Source organism: Fusibacillus kribbianus (genome assembly GCF_030053595.1).
Lineage (GTDB): Bacteria > Bacillota > Clostridia > Lachnospirales > Lachnospiraceae > Lientehia > Lientehia kribbiana.
This window is the reverse complement of record NZ_JASGBQ010000032.1, coordinates 1-19,150: the sequence shown is the minus strand read 5'-3', so window position 1 is coordinate 19,150 and position 19,150 is coordinate 1. Positions and strand designations below refer to the sequence as shown.

At 51.9% G+C, this 19,150-nt stretch carries 19 protein-coding genes and 1 pseudogene; 14 read left to right on the top strand and 6 right to left on the bottom strand.

What is annotated here, in order from left to right:
- The first annotated feature begins 3 nt into the window (after positions 1 to 3).
- The 4 genes from QJ036_RS13005 (at position 4) to QJ036_RS12990 (ending at position 4,416) form a co-directional block, all read left to right on the top strand.
- Entirely contained in the window at positions 4 to 1,737 is a 1,734-nt protein-coding gene (locus QJ036_RS13005) for a phospho-sugar mutase (RefSeq protein WP_283231801.1), read from the top strand.
- Positions 1,738 to 1,874: 137 nt separating this feature from the next.
- Positions 1,875 to 2,306, top strand: a complete 432-nt coding sequence (locus QJ036_RS13000) for a protease complex subunit PrcB family protein (RefSeq protein WP_283231800.1) — start codon at positions 1,875 to 1,877, stop codon at positions 2,304 to 2,306.
- 9 nt (positions 2,307 to 2,315) lie between these two features.
- The gene (locus QJ036_RS12995) at positions 2,316 to 3,878 is read left to right on the top strand and encodes a DUF3794 and LysM peptidoglycan-binding domain-containing protein (protein ID WP_283231799.1); all 1,563 of its coding nucleotides are present in this window, start codon (positions 2,316 to 2,318) and stop codon (positions 3,876 to 3,878) included.
- Between the two features lie 244 nt (positions 3,879 to 4,122).
- A complete protein-coding gene (locus QJ036_RS12990) occupies positions 4,123 to 4,416 on the top strand; it encodes a GIY-YIG nuclease family protein (protein WP_283231798.1) in 294 nt (97 codons plus the stop codon).
- Here the strand turns inward: QJ036_RS12990 and trhA are convergent.
- On the bottom strand, positions 4,403 to 5,068 hold the full coding sequence (gene trhA / locus QJ036_RS12985) for a PAQR family membrane homeostasis protein TrhA (RefSeq protein WP_283231797.1): 666 nt from the start codon (positions 5,066 to 5,068) through the stop codon (positions 4,403 to 4,405). The genes QJ036_RS12990 and trhA overlap by 14 nt on opposite strands.
- 192 nt (positions 5,069 to 5,260) lie before the next feature.
- On the opposite strand from trhA, the gene rbr reads away from it, so the two are divergent.
- From rbr to panC, 3 genes and pseudogenes are all read left to right on the top strand, one after another.
- The gene (gene rbr, locus QJ036_RS12980; RefSeq protein ID WP_283231796.1) at positions 5,261 to 5,797 is read left to right on the top strand and encodes a rubrerythrin; all 537 of its coding nucleotides are present in this window, start codon (positions 5,261 to 5,263) and stop codon (positions 5,795 to 5,797) included.
- Positions 5,798 to 6,082: 285 nt separating this feature from the next.
- Positions 6,083 to 6,469 (top strand): annotated as a pseudogene (panD, locus tag QJ036_RS12975) (aspartate 1-decarboxylase); the annotation flags it as partial.
- Positions 6,470 to 6,569: 100 nt separating this feature from the next.
- On the top strand, positions 6,570 to 7,421 hold the full coding sequence (gene panC, locus QJ036_RS12970; protein ID WP_283231795.1) for a pantoate--beta-alanine ligase: 852 nt from the start codon (positions 6,570 to 6,572) through the stop codon (positions 7,419 to 7,421).
- Between the two features lie 160 nt (positions 7,422 to 7,581).
- On the opposite strand, the gene QJ036_RS12965 is transcribed toward panC, so the two are convergent.
- From QJ036_RS12965 to QJ036_RS12955, 3 genes are read right to left on the bottom strand one after another with little or no spacing between them, the layout of a single operon-like run.
- Entirely contained in the window at positions 7,582 to 7,986 is a 405-nt protein-coding gene (locus QJ036_RS12965) for an RbsD/FucU family protein (RefSeq protein WP_283231794.1), read from the bottom strand.
- A gap of 21 nt (positions 7,987 to 8,007) precedes the next feature.
- Positions 8,008 to 8,619, bottom strand: coding sequence for an SIS domain-containing protein (locus QJ036_RS12960; protein ID WP_283231793.1), 612 nt, complete (start codon positions 8,617 to 8,619; stop codon positions 8,008 to 8,010).
- Positions 8,620 to 8,648: 29 nt separating this feature from the next.
- Positions 8,649 to 9,641, bottom strand: a complete 993-nt coding sequence (locus QJ036_RS12955) for a ribokinase (protein ID WP_283231792.1) — start codon at positions 9,639 to 9,641, stop codon at positions 8,649 to 8,651.
- A 126-nt stretch (positions 9,642 to 9,767) separates the two neighbouring features.
- On the opposite strand from QJ036_RS12955, the gene QJ036_RS12950 reads away from it, so the two are divergent.
- Positions 9,768 to 10,787, top strand: a complete 1,020-nt coding sequence (locus QJ036_RS12950; protein ID WP_283231791.1) for a LacI family DNA-binding transcriptional regulator — start codon at positions 9,768 to 9,770, stop codon at positions 10,785 to 10,787.
- 139 nt (positions 10,788 to 10,926) lie between these two features.
- Here the strand turns inward: QJ036_RS12950 and QJ036_RS12945 are convergent, their stop codons facing one another.
- Positions 10,927 to 11,574, bottom strand: coding sequence for a YitT family protein (locus QJ036_RS12945; protein ID WP_283231790.1), 648 nt, complete (start codon positions 11,572 to 11,574; stop codon positions 10,927 to 10,929).
- Between the two features lie 201 nt (positions 11,575 to 11,775).
- On the opposite strand from QJ036_RS12945, the gene QJ036_RS12940 reads away from it, so the two are divergent.
- From QJ036_RS12940 to QJ036_RS12920, 5 genes are read left to right on the top strand one after another with little or no spacing between them, the layout of a single operon-like run.
- Positions 11,776 to 12,117 (top strand): PadR family transcriptional regulator, encoded by a 342-nt coding sequence (locus QJ036_RS12940; RefSeq protein WP_283231789.1) that lies wholly within the window; start codon positions 11,776 to 11,778, stop codon positions 12,115 to 12,117.
- Complete coding sequence (locus tag QJ036_RS12935) at positions 12,107 to 13,198, top strand: DUF2812 domain-containing protein (RefSeq protein WP_283231788.1); 1,092 nt, start codon at positions 12,107 to 12,109, stop codon at positions 13,196 to 13,198. Before QJ036_RS12940 ends, QJ036_RS12935 begins: the two co-directional genes overlap by 11 nt.
- A gap of 11 nt (positions 13,199 to 13,209) precedes the next feature.
- Positions 13,210 to 14,127, top strand: a complete 918-nt coding sequence (locus QJ036_RS12930; protein ID WP_283231787.1) for an ABC transporter ATP-binding protein — start codon at positions 13,210 to 13,212, stop codon at positions 14,125 to 14,127.
- Positions 14,124 to 15,428 (top strand): ABC transporter permease, encoded by a 1,305-nt coding sequence (locus QJ036_RS12925; RefSeq protein ID WP_283231786.1) that lies wholly within the window; start codon positions 14,124 to 14,126, stop codon positions 15,426 to 15,428. The genes QJ036_RS12930 and QJ036_RS12925 overlap by 4 nt, the downstream gene beginning before the upstream one ends.
- A 15-nt stretch (positions 15,429 to 15,443) precedes the next feature.
- Entirely contained in the window at positions 15,444 to 17,255 is a 1,812-nt protein-coding gene (locus tag QJ036_RS12920) for a glycerophosphodiester phosphodiesterase (RefSeq protein ID WP_283231785.1), read from the top strand.
- A 67-nt stretch (positions 17,256 to 17,322) separates the two neighbouring features.
- Here the strand turns inward: QJ036_RS12920 and QJ036_RS12915 are convergent, their stop codons facing one another.
- On the bottom strand, positions 17,323 to 17,523 hold the full coding sequence (locus QJ036_RS12915) for a cold-shock protein (protein ID WP_283231784.1): 201 nt from the start codon (positions 17,521 to 17,523) through the stop codon (positions 17,323 to 17,325).
- A 274-nt stretch (positions 17,524 to 17,797) separates the two neighbouring features.
- Here QJ036_RS12915 and tig point away from each other — a divergent pair, with 274 nt between their 5' ends.
- Entirely contained in the window at positions 17,798 to 18,970 is a 1,173-nt protein-coding gene (tig, locus tag QJ036_RS12910; protein ID WP_283231783.1) for a trigger factor, read from the top strand.
- Positions 18,971 to 19,150: the final 180 nt, after the last annotated feature.

The window sequence follows — 19,150 nt, the reverse complement described above, 5'->3', positions numbered from 1 at the left end:
TACATGGATTACCGTAAGACATATGAGGAGTGGCTGACAAATCCTTATATTGATGACAGGACGAAGGCAGAGCTTCAGGAGATCAAGGATGACGAAAACGAGATTAAGGAGCGCTTTTACACAGAACTGTCCTTCGGAACGGCAGGACTGCGCGGCATTATCGGCGCAGGCATCAACCGTATGAATATCTATACGGTGAGAAAAGCAACCCAGGGACTGGCCAATTACATCATCAAGGCAGGCGGCGCCAAAAAGGGCGTAGCCATCGCGTTCGATTCCCGGAGGATGTCTCCGGAGTTTGCCGATGAGGCGGCTCTTTGCCTGGCAGCCAACGGCATTAAGGCGTATGTATTTGAGTCTCTGAGACCGACACCGGAGCTTTCCTATGCGGTCCGGACCCTTGGCTGCATTGCAGGCATCAATATTACTGCCAGCCATAATCCGCCGGAGTACAACGGCTACAAGGTATACTGGGAGGACGGCGCGCAGATCACACCGCCCCATGACACCGGCATTATGGCAGAGGTAAAGGCTGTGACCGACTTCGCTTCCATGAAGACCATGGACAAGGAGGCGGCGAAGGCAGCCGGACTCTATGAGACCATTGGACAGGCCATCGATGACTCCTACATTGCGGAGCTGAAAAAACAGGTGAAGCACTGGGACAGCATTGAGGCAGAAGGCAAAAATCTGAAGATCGTTTATACCCCTCTTCACGGCACGGGCAACATTCCTGCACGCCGTGTATTGAAGGAGCTGGGCTTTGAGAATGTTTATGTGGTTCCTGAGCAGGAGCTTCCTGATGGTGAGTTCCCGACAGTGAGCTACCCCAACCCGGAGGCAGCGGAGGCCTTTACCCTGGCTCTTAAGCTGGCCAGGGAAAAGGATGCGGATCTGGTGCTGGCCACCGACCCCGATGCAGACCGTCTTGGTGTTTATGTGAAGGATGCAAAAAGCGGCGAATATATCACTCTGACAGGAAATATGTCCGGCTGTCTGCTGGCGGATTATGAGATCGGCCAGACGAAGGAGCTTTCCGGACTTCCGGAGGACGGTGCGCTCATCAAGACTATCGTGACCTCCAATCTGGCGGATGCCATTGCCAAGTATTACGGCGTGAAGCTCATCGAGGTGCTGACCGGATTCAAGTACATTGGCCAGCAGATCCTTGGCTTTGAGCAGTCCGGCAAGGGTACTTATCTGTTCGGCTTCGAGGAGAGCTACGGCTGCCTCATCGGAACCCATGCGAGAGACAAGGACGCCATCGTGGCGACCATGGCCCTCTGCGAGGCGGCGGCGTATTATAAGACAAAGAACATGACTCTCTGGGATGCCATGATCGCCATGTATGAGCGCTATGGCTACTATAAGGACGGCGTTCAGTCCATTACGCTGGCAGGCATTGAGGGACTGGCAAAGATTAAGGAGATCCTTGAGACTCTTCGGAACAATACCCCCACAGAGGTGGCCGGCTACAAGGTGCTTTCTGCAAGGGATTATCAGAAGGATACGGTAGTGGATATGGCTACCGGCGCTGTGACCTCCACCGGTCTTCCTTCCTCCAACGTGCTCTATTATGACCTGAGCGATGACGCATGGCTGTGCGTGAGACCTTCCGGTACGGAGCCCAAGGTGAAGTTCTACTATGGCGTGAAGGGTACCTCCCTCGCCGATGCCGATGAGAAATCCGAGAAATTCGGAAAAGAAGTACTGGCGATGATCCAGAAAATGTTATAAGATTTAACATCTTAGAAATTGTGGTGTAACCTCAGTCACATGGGGTTACACCTTTTTTTCGTGGCCGGATCCGGCACTTCAGGCATAGCTCCTGCTTCCTGTGCATACATTAGAAGGAGAATGGCCGAGGAGGACGAATGGCGATGAAAATACGGACAGGAAACAGGGGAAGGTGGGGCGTTCTGCTCCTTTTATTTCTTTTGCTGCTGCTTATTTCCGGCTGCGGAAAGGGCGGGGGAAAAGGAGACCGGGAACCTCTGGATTATGAAGTGATGGAGGAGGGACAGCTTCCGCCGGAGCTCAAAACTATTATTGAAGAAAAGAAGCAGGCGGAATTCAAGCTGACGTATGTTCTGGACGGAGCTCTTTATCTGGTGGTGGGACTGGGAAAACAGGAGACGGGAGGCTACAGCATTTCTGTCAGGGATCTGTATCTGGAGGGCGGCTCCATCTGCCTGGAGACAGAGTCCATGGGCCCGTCCCAGGGAGAAGAGGTATCGAAGACGCCGTCCTATCCTTACCTTGTTCTGAAGCTTCCCTATCGGGAAGAGCCAGTGGTGTTTTTGTAGGAGGAAGCCATGGAACTGACAAAGAAAAGTATACGCATGTGCAGGCTGAAGAAAAGGGCGATCTCGCAGATTACCATGGATGACGATTTCATTGTGCCCGATGTGAAACCGGATATTGAGAAAATTATTCTGGATGACGGAGACGTGGAAATTGAAGAGGTGCGGAGGCTGGCGGAAAAGGCGGAGCTCAGAGGAAAGCTCCATTACCGGCTCCTTTACCATCCGGCGGAGGGTGGCGGTCTCCATGCCATGCAGGGAACCATTCCCTTCGATGAGTATGTGAATGTGCCGGAGCTCGCCGACAAGGATTACCTGCAGGCAGAAGCGGAAATCGAGGATCTGACCATAGAACTGATCCATTCCCGGAAAATCAATGTGAAGGCGATCCTTACCTTTCGGCTGAATGTGGAGGGGATCGACGAGGAGACGGCGGTGACGGAGGTGACCGACGAGGCTCCGGTGGAAGTGCTTATGCGCGTGATCCGGGCGGCCCAGACAGCAGTCTGCCAGAAGGATACATACCGGCTGAAGGAGGAAATCGGGCTTTCGGGAAGCCAGCCGGACATTGAGGAGCTTTTGTGGAATCAGTGCCGTCTGCGGAATGTGCAGATCAGACCTATGGACGGACAGCTGAGTATTCAGGGAAATCTCCATGTATTCTGTGTGTATCGGGGGCCGGAGGCCCACATCCCGCCCCAGTGGCTGGAAAAGGAAATTCCCTTTGCGGGATCCGTAGAGCTTCCTGATGCCGCAGAGGATATGTATCCGGAGATCACCGCAAGGCTGGGCCATTGCCAGATGGATATTCAGCCGGATTTCGACGGGGAAAACAGAAGCATTGCCCTGGATGTGGTAATGGAGCTGGATATCAAGCTTTATGAGGAGGAGACTATTCAGGTGGTGAGCGATGTGTATTCACCGGCAAAGGAGCTTTCACCGGAGTATCTGCCTTCCCAGGTGGAAGAGATCGTGGTGAAGAACAGCTCCAGGACCCGCCTGACAGAACGGCTGAAAAGCGGATCACAGGACAATATCCTGCAGATCTGCCATGTGGACGGAGTGGTCCGGGTGGATGATAAAAAGCCGGTGGAAGGAGGACTTCTGCTGGAAGGTGCTCTTTGTCTCAAGATCCTTTATATGACTGACAGCGACAGCTGTCCGCTCCAGTCCATGAAGGGAGTCATTCCGTTCCAGTATAAGGCGGAGGCCCGCGGCATGAATGAACAGTGCATGTATCAGCTGAATACAGGGCTGGAACAGCTGGGCGCAGTCATGCTGGGAGGCGGAGAGATCGAGGTGAAGGCAGTGGTCCTTTTTGATATGCTTGTAAGAAAGCAGTTAAAGGAACAGCTGATCACCGGAATCACGGAGGAGCCTCTCGATCTGGACAGGATCCAGAAGCTTCCCGGAATTGTGGTTTACGCGGTCCAGCCTGAGGATACTTTGTGGAAAATCGCGAAAAAATTCCACGCCTCTGTGGATTCTCTGAGAAAGCTCAACGAGCTGTCTGAGGATACTCTGTCTCCGGGAAAACGGCTTTTGGTGCTGAAGCAGGTGGAGGAGGCGGTGTGAGAGCATTTGTGGGAAATCCGGTAGACAAAACAGAGAAATCTGCATAAGATAAATTATAGACGGGAAAGCGAAGAAAGCAGACAGCAGGCGCCGGACGGCAAATCACAGGCTTTTCCTGATAATTTTCAAAAGTACCGGGAGCGGCAGGTCCGCTCCCAGGTCCGGCGCATTATCATAGATGGCGTGCGGGTTCCGCACGCTTACATAGCCTGAAAATACAGAAGAGGCGGGATAAGAAAATCAGATGAAAAAAGAAAAAGAGACAGCCGGAGATTCCGGAAAAAACTATACGTATATCCTCCGCTGTGGGGATGGAAGCCTTTATACAGGCTGGACAAACCGTCTGGCGGAGCGGGTGGCTGCCCACCAGTCCGGCCGTGGAGCAAAATATACCAGAGGGCGCGGGCCGGTGGAGCTTGTATATTGGGAAGTCTTTTCTACCAGAGAGGCGGCTATGAGCCGCGAGGCAGCCATTAAAAAGCTGTCACGGAAGGACAAGCTGGCACTGATCCGGGACTGGAAGCCTACAGAGGCATGAAGGCCACAAACCGGTACATGAGCATAAAATGGCAGAAGCTTCCGGCCATGACAAACAGATGGAAAATTTCATGGGAACCGAAGCACCTGTGACGGGCATTGAAAATGGGAAGCTTCAAGGCATAGATCACGCCGCCCATGGTGTAAATGATGCCGCCGGCCAGGAGCCAGCCGAAGGCTGCCGGGGAAAGATTTGACAGAAGCCGGGTAAAGGAAAGCACACAGACCCAGCCCATTCCGATATAGAGCGCGGAGGAAAACCATTTGGGGCAGGTGATCCAGAACGCCTTGATGAGGATGCCGGCCAGGGCAATGGTCCAGATGAGAGCCAGAAGGAGAAATCCCTGACGACCGCCGATGACAATGACGCAGACCGGCGTATAAGTCCCGGCAATTAAAATGAAGATCATCATATGGTCGATTTTCCGCAGGATCCGGTTGACCCTGGGAGAGATGTCCAGGGTGTGGTAAACGGTGCTGGCAGCGTAGAGAAGGATCATGCTGACGATGAAGACCGCCAGGCAGATGATATGAAGCTTATCCGGTGCTTTGGCGGCGCGTATGAGAAGAGGCAGAGCAGAAAATACTGCCATTAGCCAGCCGATGAAATGAGTAATGGCGCTGCCGGGATCTTTCGGTTTCAGATGATTCATAATGATGCCTCCTAACACATCATGTAGTTTTAAATACTACATTAAGCATATACTGATATTACAACATATATTCGGGAGAGTCAAGAGCTGTGAAAAATAATCTGCAAGTTTTTCTTGACAAAACCAGAAAATGATATTATATTAAATATAGTAACAATTATTATTATTAATTAATGACGGGGAGGAAATCAAATGTCCAAGTATGCAGGAACAAAAACAGAGAAAAACTTAATGGAAGCGTTTGCCGGTGAATCCCAGGCAAGAAATAAGTATACTTTTTATGCTTCCGCTGCCAAGAAGGCAGGATATGAGCAGATGGCTGCGCTGTTCCAGGAGACGGCAGATCAGGAAAAGGAGCATGCAAAGCTCTGGTTTAAGGAATTTCACGGAATCGGAACTCCTGAAGAGAATCTGCTGGACGCCGCTGCCGGAGAGCGGGAAGAATGGACTGATATGTACAAGCGTATGGCAGCCGAGGCCAGAGAAGAGGGCTTCGAGGAGCTGGCTGTGAAATTTGAACTGATCGCCAGCGTGGAAGCCGCCCATGAGGCCAGATACAACAAGCTTCTGGCGAGCCTTCAGGAAGGAAAGACCTTCAGCGGAGATGCCCCCAAGGGCTGGAAGTGCCGCAACTGCGGTTATGTTCATTATGGAGACGAGGCTCCGGATGTGTGCCCCGCATGTGCCCATCCGCAGGCTTATTTTGAGAGAAAGACTGAAAATTATTAAACAGCAGAAGAGAAGAAACAGGGCTGCCGAGGAAAACCGGCAGCCCTGTTTTTGGAAAAATCCTCTCCCTTTTTACTGAAACTGTGATATAATGGCACCCGGAGATAGTATTTGACAGGAAACTATACTCTGTCTGCTGCACTGAAATTTCATACAGAAAAACAGGAGCTTATATTTTAACAAAAATAAGACTCGGAAAATACGGAATGAAGGATGGCGTTTTCAGGGGCGCAGTATGCCCGGAAAATGCTTTTTTCTTTTTATTTCAGGGAAAGGAAGTATGAAATGACAGTAGAAATGTTAAAAGGAAAGATTCACCGTGCCACCGTGATCCAGGCGGAACTGGATTACGTGGGCAGTATCACGGTGGATGAGGAGCTTTTGGACGCTGCCGGAATTCTGGAATATGAAAAGGTCCAGATCGTGGATGTAAACAACGGCAGCAGATTCGAGACCTACACCATCTGCGGAGAGCGCGGAAGCGGCATGATCTGTTTAAACGGAGCAGCTGCCAGATGCGTAAACGCCGGAGACAAGATCATTATTATGGCTTATGGGAATTATGAGCCGGAGGAGGCGAAAGCACAGAAACCTGCAGTTGTTTTTGTGGATGAGGAGAACAGGATCAGCCGGATTACCAGCTATGAAAAGCATGGTTTGCTGAGAGACATGAAAGAACAGTGCAGTCAGAAAACAACTATCTCCAAATCCAGCCCGCGGGCGTCCATTGACAGGTGCGCCGTGCAATTCAGTCTGAAAGAGAGGAAAAAACATGCAGGTAACAAAAACAGTAGAAGCAACGAGAAGCCTGGTGAAGCAGTGGAAACGGGAGGGAAAGACCATCGGACTTGTGCCGACCATGGGCTTTCTCCATGAGGGTCATGCAAGCCTGATCAGAAAATGCAGGGAAGAAAATGATATCGTGGTGGTTTCCGATTTTGTCAATCCGACCCAGTTCGGACCAAACGAGGATCTGGAGGCATATCCGAGAGATTTTGAGCGGGACTGTGCCCTTTGCGAAAAAATGGGCGCAGATCTGATCTTTAATCCTCAGCCGGAGGAAATGTACCAGGATCCCTGTGCCTATGTGAGCATCCATACGCTCTCCGATACCCTTTGCGGAAAAACAAGGCCCATCCATTTTAAAGGTGTATGCACCGTGGTATCCAAGCTGTTTCACATTGCAGCGCCGGATAAGGCCTATTTCGGGCAGAAGGATGCGCAGCAGTTGGCGATCATCCGCAAAATGGTCCGGGACCTGAATTTTGATGTTGAGATCGTGGGCTGTCCCATCGTCAGAGAGGCGGATGGCCTCGCAAAATCCTCCAGAAATACATATCTGAATGACGAAGAGAGAAAAGCGGCTCTTTGTCTTTCCAGAGCGGTGAAACGGGGACAGGAGGTGATCCGCACCGGCTGCGAAAGCGAAGCCGTTTTAAAGGAAATGAGAGCGGTCATAGAAGCGGAGCCTTTGGCAAGAGTCGATTATGTGTCAGTGGTGGATGCTCTGACCATGCAGCCGGTGGAACGGGTGGAGAAGGATGTGCTGGTGGCCATGGCAGTGTATATCGGAGTGATCATCGGGTGCATTGCCCAGTATACGGTGATGCCGCTGGCGGCCTAGGGGCTGGCAGTGGTCCTTAAGCTGCCGGAGGAAGGCGGCCGGCAGTTCTGGAAAATGGGGATCGGTCTGTATCGAATCTGATTAAATGAAAAATGCCCGTCTCCGGGCAGGCAGAAGCTGTTTCTGCGGCTGATGGAGACGGGCGTTTTTGTGTCTGCGCTTATGCGCAGCCGATGGTCAGAAGAATATTGGCAAATACTCTCTTTTCGCCGGTGGAAATGGCAAGAACCACATTCGGTTCGCAGCAGATGTCATAATACTCGAAGCGGCCCACGCCGGAGAGGGGAAGCCCAAGCTCCTCTTCAAACTCCTTAAAGATTTCAGGAGTGGTGCCGTCGCCGGGAACCATGACCTCGGCTTTTTCGATCTCCACGACGGAATGAACGGCCTTCAGCACATCTGTGACAGTGGGAAGACCGGGCATTACACCGAGATAAACCTTCTCGGCATTGCCGCTTTTATCTGCCAGAGGATAATTGCCGTCGGCAATGAGCACCTTGCTGCCATGTCCGCACAGGGACAGAGCCTTCATGATACCGGGATGAATACAGGTTGTTGTAAGCATGATTAAAACCCCCCTAATAGATTATTTTTCGTCATCGCGAAGCTTTCCCAAAGCTCCGCCGGGATGCCATTTTACGTACTGTTGAGGAGTGACCTCCTTATGGGCCTGAAGGGCCACGCTTAAGGCCTGGAGCACCAGAGTCTCAGCCAGAATGGACATACGGGGTGCCCGGCCCATGGGGCCGCCCTCTTTTTTGACTCCGGCAAAGATGTGAACAGCACTCTCCTTGGCCAGCCAGGAATCGGGATTTCCACTGACTCCGATCACGCTGCAGCCGTTGTTTTTCACCGCCAGGACAGTGGAGCGCATTTCTGCCGTCTCCCCGCTGTTGGAAATGAAGATGACCACGTCGCCGCGGACCAGCTGTCCGCAGGAGCCGTGCACTGCCTCTGTGCCGTGAAGGAAATAGGCGGGATTTCCGGTGGAGGACATGAGGGAGGCAATATAACCGGAAATGTGTCCGGGCTTGCCGATGCCGGAAATGTGGACCCGGCCGCCCTGTTTCTGGGCTTCCACGATCAGATCGGCAGCGTCCTCGATCTCGGAATAATCCATATGATCAATAAATTCACTCAAATCTGTCTTCACTGTATCCAGGAAAACGTCATACGCTTCTTTGCATTTTGCGTCCATAGTATAAACTCCTTTAATATGAATCCCTGCTATTTCAGAACGGAGGTGTCGGGAGCGGCACCGGTCTTTTCCTTAAGGAAGGCCTCCACCCGGTCAAGAGTCGGAAGAGAAGGCATTGCGCCCATGGCGGACACGGTCAGTCCGGCCGTATGGTTGGCGAACCGAAGGGTCTCCTCGTAGCCCCAGCCGCAGGAAAGGCCTACAGACAGAGCGCCGACAAAGGAATCTCCGGCAGCCGTCGGGTCAACGGCCATGATGCCGTCTACGCAGGGGCTGTAGAAGAAGCCGTCTTTTTCCGTATCAAGAACAGCACCGGATTCCCCGAGGGTAATGAGTACATTCTTTACCCCCTTGGCCTTGAGGGCGGCGGTGGCAGCCTTTGCCTCGTCCATATTCACGTCTTTGCCGGAATGGCTGATCTGGATGCCGACCATGTCAAAGGCCTCATGCTCGTTGGGAGAGATGTAGGTCAGGTGAGACAGAAGCTCGTCGGATAAAGGAGCGCTGGGCGCGGAATTGAGCATAACGGGAACCCCCTTCTCGTATGCGTAGGCGGCCACCAGCTCATTGATCTCCATGGGGATCTCCAGCTGGAGTACGACTAAATCAAATTCTGCAACCTTCTCCTTTAAAAATGCCACATCGTCGGGCGTGATGCTCATGTTGGAGCCGGACAGCACGATGATACGGTTCACGGTCTGCTTGCCGGGAGCCTCCTCCAGGATAATCACGCTGCAGCCGGAGGGAAGCGTATCATCATAAAGAACATAATCGGTGTTGATGCCGGCCTCCTTGCAGGTACGAACCATATCTTCCCCATTGCTGTCGCGTCCAAGCTTTCCTACCATGGTCACATCAGCGCCGAGGCGTGCCATCTGCACTGCCTGGTTTGCACCCTTGCCGCCGGGAGCCTTTGTAAAGGTTCCTCCGAGAACGGTCTGTCCCTCTCTCGGGAATACGGTTGTGGTCGCGATCTGGTCCATGACAAAGCTTCCCACCACAAGAATTTTCGGTTTTGCCATTGTAAAAATCTCCTTCCCATTGTATAATAACAAAAAATAAAAACGTTTTTATTTTTCTCTATATTATTTTATCACAGATTGGTATAAGGGTCAATGAAAATCTGGCAGAGAGGAAGGGATGCGCCGATGGAACGGGAGAAAATCCGAAAGGACATCACCATCAAGGATGTGGCAAAACGGGCAGGGGTGGCCATTTCCACCGTATCGCGAGTGTTGAACGGCCTCGACAAGGTCAGTCCCAGGACAGAAAAGAAGGTCCGGGAGGCAGTTGAGGAGCTGGGCTATGTACAGAATGTTCTGGCCGTATCCATGGTCACCGGCCAGACAAAAACGGTCCTCATGGCAGTGCCGGATTTCACCAACGATTTTAACGGTTCGGTGATCCAGGGGGCAGAGGAATATCTGAAGGAGCAGGGCTATACCATGCTGATCTGTTCCACAAAGGATTTCGGAGAGGAGGATTTTGAGAATCTGTACCGGCGGTTTTCCAAGCTGGCCGAAGGGATCCTTGTGGTTCCGGCCAATCCGGACCGGATGGATTACGGCAGATGGGAAAAACCGCTGGTTCTGGTGGACGTTTACCGGCCCCAGGAGGATTATTATACCATTGAAATCGACAATGCCGGCGGAACCTTTCTTTTAACGGAGGAACTCATCAAAAACGGACACAGAAAAATTGCTTTGGTGGGCGGCCTTCCCGATGAGACGGCCAGCGGCCAGAGGGTGGCGGGCTATCTGGAGGCCCTGAAGGCTTACGGAATTCCGGTGGACAAGCGGCTGATGGTTCCCGGCGTCCACTTTGAGGATACGGGAAGCCGCGGGATGGAGAGGCTTCTCGATCTGCCGGAGGAGATCCGGCCTACGGGAGTGGTGGCCGTCAACAATCTGACCTGCATCGGCTGCATGAAGGCGCTGGCCGGCCGCGGCATGCGGGCCGGCCGGGAGATTTCCCTGGCGGCATTTGACGATCATCTGCTGGCCCGCTATTCAGTACCGGCAGTGACTGTCATCGAGCGGCCGACCATCGAGATGGGCCGGGAGGGAGCCAGGGTACTCCTGGAGCTTCTGCGGGGCCGGCGGCCGGAACAGAAACGGCTGATCATGGAGAGCCGCCTGCTGAAACGGGATTCGGTAAAGCGGCTGTAGGCGGAAGAAGTGACCTGCAGGGTGCTGCAGATATACTAAAATAAAACGAAGGAAGGTTGCACCTGTCCGGAATTTATGATTTCAGATGATTGTGCAACAGTTCCTTCGCTTTTTTTTATCCCAAAACCCGATTCAGATATCATTTGTGGATATCCGGGCCACCTTTTTTTCCTTTTTCCCCTTTGCCCGATCCGGGAAGGCGTATCCGCTGGATCAGCCCCACGATCTGGCCCGACAGGATTACCGTCAGAAGAGAGTAGATGAGACGGCGGATGGGGATATAGGTGATGGAAAGCACCAGCACCACCAGGTCGCAGATCAGATAAAGCCACTGGATGCTCAGATGAGTCACATGGGCCAGACTCATGACAAGGGCGTCATCCCCGCCGACTGCGCCGCCGATGCGGACACAGATGCCCGCACCGATGCCGACAAACAGAGCGCCGATGACGGCTGCCAGAAGCGGCATGTCATAGAGCTGCGGCCAGAGCGGCTCAAACTGCTCACAGATTCTGTAGGCGACCGAATAGCCCGTGGCCGAAAAGGCAGAATAAACCACAAACTGCCGGCCGAGAAGCCGCCAGCCCAGCAGATAACAGGCGAAATTCATGACAAAGCCTGAAATGGCAGGGGAAATGCCGAACCAGTTATGAAACAGCAGCGTAAGCCCCAGAATGCCGCCCTCGGTGACGCCGGAAAGGGCGTGGACATTGTACATGCCGAAGGCAAGAAAGCTGCTGCTGAGTATTGCAATGATACAATAATGAATTTTTATTTTTTTAACCATAAGACCCTCACTATCCCAATACCATAATATGAAACAGAAATAAAGTCAAGGGCCAGCCTGAAAACCGAACAGTAGAAAACAGTTGACAGCGGCTTGCTTCTGTGCTAATCTGTCGATGGACGATATGTCGAGCCGCGACATATCGACCCTCGACAGAATGACCTGTGATGTTATGCAGGGATTTTAGAAGGAGAGAACCATATGTTGACAGAGGCACTTCTTAAAAAGTACAGGCCGATGACAGAGACGACCTATTATACTCTTCTGGCAGTGACAGAGCCGCGGCATGGCTATGCGATCATGCAGTTTGTCAGCGAACTGACGGAAGGACGGATCCGGCTGGGAACAGGTACCCTGTACACGATGACCGGGAGGCTTGCGGAGGACGGGCTTATTTCCATTGTCTCGCAGGAGAATGGAAAAAAGACTTACGGTATCACGGAGGCGGGACGGGAAATGCTCCTTTTGGAGACGGAGCGGCTGAGCTATCAGCTCCGGAACGGATTGGAAATATTACAGGGGAGGGACAACGATGGAAAATGAAACGAGAGAGATAAAGAAGGTTACGAAATGGATCACCAGCCTGATGGCCGAGAGGGCCTGGCTGGAAGAGATGTCCATGGAGGGGTGGTTTCTGAAGGATATCCGTATGGGCATCCGTTATACCTTTGAAAAGGGAGAGCCCAGGCATATGGCCTATGATGTGGACCGGTTCGATCTGCCGAAGAATCCCACCCGACGGGAAATTGAACAGAAGGCGGATTTTCTGGATATGGCGGAGGAAACAGGCTGGAGTCTGGTCTGCCATGACGAGGGGCAGAATTATTACCTGACAAAGCCCTGGGAGGAAGGAGCTGCCAACGAGTTTTATGACAGCAGCGAGGACAGAATGCGCAGGGCAGAGCATTACAAGGGAATGTTTGCCGATAAGCTCCACATTTTTCTTGGTCTGACGCTGCTCATGCAGGTAATGGGGATTCTGTTTTACCTGATCCCCGATGAGTCCGGGGTTGGCTGGTTTCCTGTATTTGTCATGGGCTACACCGCATTCTGCATGTTTATTTGTATAGTTCTGTTCCGGTGGAGCAGGCTTTACGAGAGGGAGCTTCGATATTCCCTGGAGGAGTGGAAGGCTATTTATGGAAAGAAGGACAGTGTTGTCAGAAGAAAATTTATTCTGACCATCGGCGGCCTGGAAAAGTATCTTTCGGAGCAGTCGGCGGCGGGATACCATATTAAAAATATGCGGATCTTCCGCTTTACCTTCGCCTGCGGAGAGCCGGAAGATATGGTCTACATGATGGACAGCAGGCATCTGACCAACAAACGGCGGAAAAAGGCGGGAAGCAGCGTGTTTAAGGACAGCCGTGACTGGGAGGAAAGGAACAACGACTGGCAGGTACAGAGCCTTCAGGAGGCGGAGAGTGCGGGCTGGGAGTTTGTGGGAGCGGTGGAAAGCCGCAACATTCTGTACCGGGCAAAGGCATCGTCCGGGGCAGTTCCCTTAAATGAATCCGGCGGCATCCGGATCACGTCGGCCTTCGGCGGAATGGCTGTGATGATGGTGATCGCCGGGCTGGCCGGGGGAATCATCGGCGGCCTGGTGGGATATTTTGTGGGATAAAGGAGAAGAAGATGAAGCTGGAAGTAAGAGATATCAGAAAAAGCTTCGGTGATACCGAGGTCCTTCACGGCATTTCCTTTGAGGTGGAAAACGGCCGGGCGCTGGGCCTTCTGGGAAGGAACGGAGCAGGAAAGACGACAACGATCCGGGTGCTGATGGATGTGTTCCGCCCCAACGCCGGTGAGGTTCTGATGGATGGAAAAAAATTTGTGCCGAAGGATTATAAAATCGGGTACCTTCCGGAGGAGCGGGGGCTTTACCCCAAGAAAAAGGTGCTGGAGCAGATGGTATACCTGGCAAATCTCCGGGGAATGGGAACCAGGGAGGCCAGACGGAGCGGGAAGGAATGGCTGGAGCGGCTTGAGATCGGCGAATACGCCGACAGAAAGCTGGAGACTTTGTCAAAGGGAAACCAGCAGAAGGTCCAGCTGGCGCAGACGCTGATCTGCAATCCGGACATTATTATTCTGGATGAGCCCTTTTCGGGTCTGGATCCGGTCAATTCTCAGATCTTGAAGGATGTGGTGCGGGAACAGATCGGACTCAGCCGGCTTGTGATCTTTTCCAGCCACCAAATGGGATATGTGGAGGAGTTCTGTGAGGAGATCGCCATTATCAATCATGGGGAGATCGTCCTTAACGGAAATCTGAAGCAGATCAAGCATGAAGCAGGCCAGAACCGTCTGACTCTGTCAGCGGTCAATTACCGGCCGGAGGCACTGGCAGAGCGGATCACGGAGAAGTTCGCAGAGCTGGTGAAGGTGGTTCAGGTCCGAAAAGAGTATCTGATTCTGGAGGGAGCATGCTCCGATGCAAAAAAACAGCTTTTGGCGGCACTGTCCCAGTCTGATATCGATGTGGCCCAGGTGGGAAATTATGAGCCGTCCTTAAATGATATTTTTGTTGCGAAGGCAGGTGATGAGGCATGAGACAATTTGGAATTGTGTGGAAGCATGAATTTCTGGGATATGTAAAAACGAAATCCTTTATCGGCATCAGTCTGGGTTTTGCCCTGTTGTTTGCAGTACTTCTGAGTCTTCCTTCCTTTATTGACCTGTCCGGTCTGATCCCGGGCCTGAAACGCGGCGAAGTGAGTGAGGGTTACCAGGCTGGGGAAGAAGCTTTGGCGCCTCTTTCAGGACCGGCAGCATCGGTGGCAGTCAACGGGTATGAGGGAACCATCTGCCTCTGGGACGCAGAGGAAATCGTGGGCGAGGAGTCTGTGAAGCAGATTTTTCCTGCGGCGCAGATCCGGAAGGTATCCTCGGAGGAGGAGCTTACAGATCTTGTGGAGGACAGCGGGGAATCAGTCTGCGGCTTTGCAGTATATTCTCCGACGAATTATCGATACTATGTGAAAAACAGGAGCTTCAGCGATTCGGTGGGGGAGAGCTTTGACGAGCTTCTTGGATATCTGTTCCGCCAGAGTGAGTTTGCCAGGATCCATGCGGACGGCAGCGTGGTGGAGGCTATTTACGGAACGCCCATGGAATCAGAAACGGTTGTCCTGGGAAAAGACAGCGTACAGAATTTTCTGTATACCTATTTACTGATTTTTGTGTTATATTTTATGGTGTTGATATATGGGGCTTCTGTGGCAGTGTCCATTGCCCAGGAAAAGAGCAACCGGGCCATGGAGGTTCTGGTGACCAGTACCTCCAGCAACAGCCTGATCTTCGGAAAGGTCCTGGCAGGAACGGCTGCAAGCTTTCTGCAGACGGGGATCATCATCGGTGCGGCGCTGGCAGCCTATCGGTTCAACCGGGAGGCGTGGAACGGCATGCTGGATTTTGTGCTTCAGATTCCGGCTCCGGTGCTTTTGACCTTTGCCGTATTCGGCGTTCTTGGTTACATTCTGTACGCCTTCTGCTATGGCGTTCTGGGTGCACTGGTGTCGAAAACGGAGGATGTGAGCCGGACTTCCGGACCGCTGCAGTTTCTGTTTATCATCAGCTTTCTGCTGACCATGTTCAATCTGCAGAACAGTGACGGTGTGCTGATGAAGGTTCTTTCCTTTATTCCGTTTACGTCACCCAACGCCATGTTTGCCAGAGTTGCCATGGGAAGCGTTGCAGTCTGGGAGGTGGCACTTTCTCTGGCCCTTCTTCTTGGAACCATTCTGGTGACGGCCGTGGGCGGTGCAAAGATCTACCGGATGGGCACGCTGATGTATGGAAATCCCATTAAACTTTCCCGGGCCCTTAAAATGAGCAGGGAGAAAAACCAGTAGTCTGGAGTGATGGGCATGCGGAGAATGTTTCGCAGCTTGAGAGGCTCGCTCCGGGTCAACCGGGGCGGTATCCTCGTTTTTGAACTTTTATATCGGATCTTCTCGGCCGTCGTACTCATGGAGGCGGCGGGCCGGGGAGTATCCTTTGCACTGAAAAAATCCGGTTTCAGCTATCTGACCGCAGGGAATGCACTGCGGTTTTTCGCGTCGCCCTTTACGATCCTTGTGCTGGTGGGCTTTCTGGTCCTCTGTCTGTTCTTTGCCACCCTGGAGATCTGTGTGCTTTATACTGCCTTTCAGGCAGGAGTAGCCAGGGAAAAAATGAGTTCTGTGCAAATGCTGTTTTTCGGCATGAAAAATCTGGTGGAACTGTTTCGGACGGGAAATGCCAGAGTTCACCTTCTCAATGCAAATTTCTATCTTCTTACCCAGGGCTGGATCATCATCGGCCTTGTCCGGCACATTCGTCCCTTAAGTTATATCGTTACGGAGCTTTCGGAGTTTCCTGTGGTGAAGATCATCGTGTGGGTTCTGGTGGCTGTTATGCTGGGAATCACCCTTATTTATCTGTTTGTCCCGGCGGTTTCCACCCTTCGGGATGTGAGCTTTAAGGATTCCTGCAGTCAGAGCCGTGAAGTGTTGCGCAGGCGATGGCTTTCTTCTGTTCTTGTTTTTGGCGGCGCCAATCTGATCGCATGGCTCATTTATGATGTGAGTCAGCTGGTTCTTAAGGTCCTCGCAGCTCTTCTTGTGGTTTTGTTTGCGGACAAGTCCGCTGAACTGGCTCTTATCATGACCGTCAGCGGCGGTGTCGATGTGGCAGCATTATGCATCGCTTCGGTGGTGAGCATTTACCTCAATGTGGGAGGCCTTACCTTTCTTCTGTACCGGTACCAGGATAAAAAATATCAGTGGGAGATCCCGCCCTATCATTATTATCTTTCAGCGGGAAGCCGCAGAGTGATTACAGCTGTGGTGGTATTCTGCCTGGCCGTGGTCGGGGGAATTTATGCCTACGACGGTATTTATACGGGAGTGATTAAACCGAGCTCCATGATCTCCGAGGCGAAGATCACTTCCCACCGTGGAAATTCCTTTGAGGCGCCGGAAAATACGCTGCCGGCCATGGAGGCGGCCATTGAGAGCATGTCGGATTATCTGGAGATCGATGTGCAGGAGACGAAGGATGATGTGGTGGTCGTGTATCACGATGCCAGTCTGAAGAGGATCACCGGTGTCGACGGAAAATTGTGGGACTACACTTACGGGGAGCTGCTTCTGATGGATTTCGGAGGTTGGTTTTCCGGGGAATACGAGGGAACCCGCATACCGACCCTGGCGGAGGCGCTGGAAACCTGTAAGGGGCGCATCAACATGAATATCGAGCTGAAGGCAAACCATTACAGCGATACGCTGGTGGAACAGACGCTGGCTCTGATCGAGGAGTATGATATGGAGGCGCAGGTGGTACTAAGCTCCACCAGCTACCGTTATCTGAAGGAGGTCAAGGAACAGAATCCGGATATCATGACAGGATATATCCTGACGGCGGCCTACGGCAATTATTTCGAGGATGAAAATATTGACTTTTTCAGCATCCGTTCCAGCTTTGTCACGGAAAAGCTGGTCCGGAGTGCCCACGATTACGGCAAGGAGGTCCATGCCTGGACCGTCAATACGAAAGGAGAGCTGAACCGGATGAAACGCCTTCAGGTGGATAATATCATTACCGACAGGCCGCTTCTTGCCAGAGAGATCCTTTACCGGGAAAATGACACGGAGGATATCGTTGAGTTTTTGAAGCTGGCCCTTCGAATTGATAAATGAGGATTGGATCAGACGGGAGCAAACAAAAAAGAGAGCAAGAAATGCTCTCTTTCCTGTTCTGGTTTAATTACAGCTTTACAACGTTGGCAGCCTGCTTGCCGCGAGGGCCTTCAACGATGTCAAAGGTAACGGACTGTCCTTCATCAAGAGTCTTGAAACCCTCGCCTGTGATTGCGGAGAAATGTACGAATACATCCTCACCGCTCTCAGCAGTGATGAAGCCGTAGCCTTTTTCAGAGTTAAACCACTTTACTGTACCGTTGTTCATTTGGGTACCTCCATTTATATAGATTTGGGGTTACAACTGTTTTCACATATAAAAAATAAAAATTCACATATTATTACAGACCATCGAGTAAACATAATCTCTAATAATATGTGAATTACTTTAAATCTGTGAACACATATACATTATAGCAGGATTTCCGGGAAATACAAGTGTTTTTTGCACAATATTTCACGAAAATTTGAAATTTATATGCGGATGTGCTATAATATGGGCGCGATACGCTGAAAAAAGAATTGCAGAAAGGAAGACAGAAATGAAAAAAGGAATTGCAGTGCTGCTTGGCGCTGCCATGATACTTTCCATGGCGGCCTGCGGCAATAAAAAAACGGAGGACAATGCAGGTACAGCCGAGACGACCGGGGCAGTGGAGACGGAAAGCAGCGCTTCGGAAGAAACGGATGCAGCGGCCGAGATGCCGGAATATGTCAGCGCCTTTGATCTGGGTGCCATTGCCGACTATGTGGAGCTTGGTGAATACAAAGGAATCCAGGTGGCAGCCAGAAGCACAGAGGTCACCGATGAAGAGGTGGAGGAGGAGCTTCAGTCCCAGGTTGAGAATGCAGCTCCCGCATATCAGGAGGTCACAGAAGGAACGGTAGCCGAGGGAGATGTTGCAAACATCGATTTCGTCGGAAAAATGGATGGGGTTGCCTTTGAGGGCGGTACAGGTTCTGACTTTAACCTGACCATCGGCTCCGGCCAGTTCATTCCCGGCTTTGAGGATGGTCTGATCGGAAAGAATATCGGCGACACGGTAGTTCTGAACCTGACTTTTCCGGAGGATTATTCCACCGCGAAGCCGGAGCTTAACGGCAAGGCAGTCGAGTTTACCGTTACGATCAATTACGTACAGGGGGAGGAGATCCCCAACGAGCTCAACGATGCCTTCGTGGAGCGGATCACAGGCGGTGCCTATCATACTGTGGAAGAGTACCGGGCATATCTGAAGGAGGATCTGGCTGCCTCCAAGGTGGACGATGCAAAAACCGCAAGGATCAATGAGGCATGGGAGAAGATCCTTGCCAATACCACCTTCAAGAAGGATGCAGAGGAGCTGATCACTTACATCAATGACAACCAGCTCTATCAGTTTGAGAATACGCTTGTCATGTACGGAATGACAATGGAATCCTATCTGGATACCATGGGTACCACGGAAGAAGAGTTTATGGCTGAGCTGAACGATTATTCCAAACAGAATGCCCAGACCCAGCTTCTGATCCGGGCGATTGTGGAGGCTGAGAATCTGGACCTGAGCGATAGTGAATACGAGGCGGGACTTGAGGATCTGGCAGAACAGACCGGAATCTCGCTGGATACGCTCAAGGCCTCTTATCCGGAGCGGATGCTCAAGGATATTTTAAGACAGCAGCGGGTTCAGGAGTTCCTTGAGAAGACCATCGTGGAAGTGGCTGCGGAGGAATAAGGTTCTGCTGTCGGCAGTGAATTGAGGCTGTCAGGATATAAGCAGTTTTCATACAGGAAGGGAGTGTTGCAGAATGACCTAAAATCTGAACGATTGTAGGTCAGGAGCAACGCTCCTTCGTTTTTAGCTCAGAAACCCCGGCTCAGATATCATTTTGGGATATCTCGGCCGGGGTTTGGC

Bases quoted from the DNA above. Each gene is read 5' to 3' on its own strand.
- trhA (WP_283231797.1), bottom strand. From the start codon at position 5,068: ATGAATCATCTGAAACCGAAAGATCCCGGCAGCGCCATTACTCATTTC.
- QJ036_RS12935 (WP_283231788.1), top strand. From the start codon at position 12,107: ATGGAAAATGAAACGAGAGAGATAAAGAAGGTTACGAAATGGATCACC.
- QJ036_RS12955 (WP_283231792.1), bottom strand. From the start codon at position 9,641: ATGGCAAAACCGAAAATTCTTGTGGTGGGAAGCTTTGTCATGGACCAG.
- QJ036_RS13000 (WP_283231800.1), top strand. From the start codon at position 1,875: ATGGCGATGAAAATACGGACAGGAAACAGGGGAAGGTGGGGCGTTCTG.
- QJ036_RS12950 (WP_283231791.1), top strand. From the start codon at position 9,768: ATGGAACGGGAGAAAATCCGAAAGGACATCACCATCAAGGATGTGGCA.
- QJ036_RS12995 (WP_283231799.1), top strand. From the start codon at position 2,316: ATGGAACTGACAAAGAAAAGTATACGCATGTGCAGGCTGAAGAAAAGG.
- QJ036_RS12960 (WP_283231793.1), bottom strand. From the start codon at position 8,619: ATGGACGCAAAATGCAAAGAAGCGTATGACGTTTTCCTGGATACAGTG.
- QJ036_RS12940 (WP_283231789.1), top strand. From the start codon at position 11,776: ATGTTGACAGAGGCACTTCTTAAAAAGTACAGGCCGATGACAGAGACG.
- QJ036_RS12965 (WP_283231794.1), bottom strand. From the start codon at position 7,986: ATGCTTACAACAACCTGTATTCATCCCGGTATCATGAAGGCTCTGTCC.
- QJ036_RS13005 (WP_283231801.1), top strand. From the start codon at position 4: ATGGATTACCGTAAGACATATGAGGAGTGGCTGACAAATCCTTATATT.
- QJ036_RS12930 (WP_283231787.1), top strand. From the start codon at position 13,210: ATGAAGCTGGAAGTAAGAGATATCAGAAAAAGCTTCGGTGATACCGAG.
- rbr (WP_283231796.1), top strand. From the start codon at position 5,261: ATGTCCAAGTATGCAGGAACAAAAACAGAGAAAAACTTAATGGAAGCG.
- tig (WP_283231783.1), top strand. From the start codon at position 17,798: ATGAAAAAAGGAATTGCAGTGCTGCTTGGCGCTGCCATGATACTTTCC.
- QJ036_RS12915 (WP_283231784.1), bottom strand. From the start codon at position 17,523: ATGAACAACGGTACAGTAAAGTGGTTTAACTCTGAAAAAGGCTACGGC.
- QJ036_RS12925 (WP_283231786.1), top strand. From the start codon at position 14,124: ATGAGACAATTTGGAATTGTGTGGAAGCATGAATTTCTGGGATATGTA.
- panC (WP_283231795.1), top strand. From the start codon at position 6,570: ATGCAGGTAACAAAAACAGTAGAAGCAACGAGAAGCCTGGTGAAGCAG.
- QJ036_RS12990 (WP_283231798.1), top strand. From the start codon at position 4,123: ATGAAAAAAGAAAAAGAGACAGCCGGAGATTCCGGAAAAAACTATACG.
- QJ036_RS12920 (WP_283231785.1), top strand. From the start codon at position 15,444: ATGCGGAGAATGTTTCGCAGCTTGAGAGGCTCGCTCCGGGTCAACCGG.
- QJ036_RS12945 (WP_283231790.1), bottom strand. From the start codon at position 11,574: ATGGTTAAAAAAATAAAAATTCATTATTGTATCATTGCAATACTCAGC.